This is a genomic window from Micromonospora sp. ATCC 39149, assembly GCF_000158815.1.
In the GTDB taxonomy this organism is placed as follows: domain Bacteria; phylum Actinomycetota; class Actinomycetes; order Mycobacteriales; family Micromonosporaceae; genus Micromonospora.
The window spans coordinates 4,922,200-4,924,157 of record NZ_GG657738.1; the positions used below are offsets into that span (position 1 = coordinate 4,922,200).

Sequence of the window (1,958 nt, forward strand, 5' to 3'; positions counted from 1 at the left end):
CCCCCCTCGTCGCTTTTCCCTTCACGGGGAGCTGGTCGGCGGGCCGGGGAGCTGAGCCGGCCCGCCGATCAGCCCGTCAGGATGCCCCTCGGCAGGCTGTCGCCGGAGTGGGCGGGCTTGTTGTCGTACTGCTCGGCAGACGTCCACCACCGAGCAGGTCCTGAGGTCGACGTTCGGCGGCAACGCTAGCAGCGCGTCCCCCGTGCCGCGGTTGAGCACGCCGACGGAGAACATCCGCATGGTCGTCGGGTCGATGAGCCAGACCTCGTAGTACCCCGGGACCGCCGGGAGATTCGCCACGTGCCGGTGCAGTTGGCCGTCGGTGAACACCCGGGCTCCCCGTCGGCGTCGGGTGCCCTCCGGCGTCCAGCCGGCGCGAAGCCGGTCAGTAGGCTGAACGGCGATGGCATACCTGGATCATGCGGCGACGACTCCGATGCTCGACGAGGCACTGGAGGCGTACGTGGCCGCCGCTCGCGAGGTCGGCAACGCGTCGTCACTGCACGCGGCGGGCCGGCGTGCCCGCCGCCGGGTGGAGGAGTCCCGCGAGCGGGTGGCCGCCGCGCTGGGCGCCCGCCCCTCCGAAGTGATCTTCACCGGTGGGGGGACGGAGAGCGACAACCTGGCGGTCAAGGGCATCTTCTGGGCCCGCCGGGCCGCGTCCCCGGCCCAGCGCCGGGTGGTCTCCAGCGCCGTCGAGCACCACGCCGTCCTCGACGCGGTGGACTGGCTGGCCGGCCACGAGGGCGCCGAGGTGGGCTGGCTGCCGGTGGACGACGCGGGCCGGCTCGACCCGGAGGCGCTGCGCGCCGAGCTGGCCGACCACGGCGACGCCGTCGCCGTGGTCACCGCGATGTGGGCCAACAACGAGGTGGGCACCCTTCAGCCCGTGGCCGGGCTGGCCGCCGTCGCCGCCGAGCACGGGGTGCCGTTCCACACCGACGCGATCCAGGCGGTCGGCCAGGTGCCGGTCGACTTCGCCGCCAGCGGGGTCTCCGCGCTGACGGTCACCGGGCACAAGCTCGGCGGCCCGGCGGGAGTGGGCGCGCTGCTGCTCGCCCGGGACGTCGCGGCCACCCCGCTGCTGCACGGCGGCGGCCAGGAGCGCGACGTGCGCTCCGGCACCCTGGACACCGCCGGCATCGTCGCCTTCGCGGTCGCCGTCGAGACGGCGGTGAAGGGCCAGCAGGAGTACGCGGCCCGGGTCGCCGCCCTCCGCGACGACCTCGTGCGGCGGGTCCGGCACGCCGTACCCGAGGTGGTCTTCAACGGCGACCCCGTCGATCGGCTGCCCGGTAACGCGCACTTCTCCTTCCCCGGCTGCGAGGGCGACGCGCTGCTGCTGTTGCTCGACGCCCAGGGCATCGCCTGCTCCACGGGCTCGGCCTGCTCGGCCGGGGTGGCCCAGCCCTCCCACGTGCTGATCGCGATGGGTGCCGACGACGACCGGGCCCGCTCCTCGCTGCGCTTCACCCTCGGCCACACCAGCGGTCAGGCCGACGTCGACGCGCTCGTGGCGGCCCTGCCGGCGGCGGTGGAGCGGGCCCGCCGCGCCGCCGCCCTGCGCGCCCCCCGCTGACTGCGCGTCCCACTGACCGGGCCCCGCCGCCCCGGGCCGACCGTCGGGCGGGGCCGGTACGCTCGGGGGGGAAGGGAGCGTGACACGGTGAGGGTGTTGGCGGCCATGTCCGGCGGGGTGGACTCCGCTGTGGCGGCGGCGCGGGCGGTGGAGGCTGGACACGACGTCACCGGCGTGCACCTGGCGTTGGCCCGCAACCCGCAGACGTATCGCACCGGGGCACGCGGGTGCTGCACGCTGGAGGACGCCCGGGACGCCCGGCGGGCCGCCGACGTGCTCGGCATCCCGTTCTACGTGTGGGACATGGCCGACCGGTTCCACGCCGACGTCGTGACGACTTCGTCGCCGAGTACGCGGGCCGGGCCGTACCCCGAACCCC

The 1,958-nt window shown here is 75.4% G+C and carries 1 protein-coding gene and 2 pseudogenes; 2 read left to right on the forward strand and 1 reads right to left on the reverse strand.

The window, feature by feature from the left end; genetic code table 11:
• Nucleotides 1-68 precede the first annotated feature (68 nt).
• Nucleotides 69-336: pseudogene (locus MCAG_RS21535) on the reverse strand (anti-sigma factor); the annotation flags it as partial.
• A 67-nt stretch (nt 337-403) separates the two neighbouring features.
• Between MCAG_RS21535 and MCAG_RS21540 the strand changes: the two are divergent.
• Nucleotides 404-1,579 carry a cysteine desulfurase family protein gene (locus MCAG_RS21540; RefSeq protein WP_007075094.1) on the forward strand — a complete coding sequence of 392 codons (1,176 nt, stop codon included), beginning with the start codon at nt 404-406 and terminating at the stop codon, nt 1,577-1,579.
• Between the two features lie 87 nt (nt 1,580-1,666).
• Nucleotides 1,667-1,958 (forward strand): annotated as a pseudogene (locus MCAG_RS21545) (tRNA 2-thiouridine(34) synthase MnmA); the annotation flags it as partial.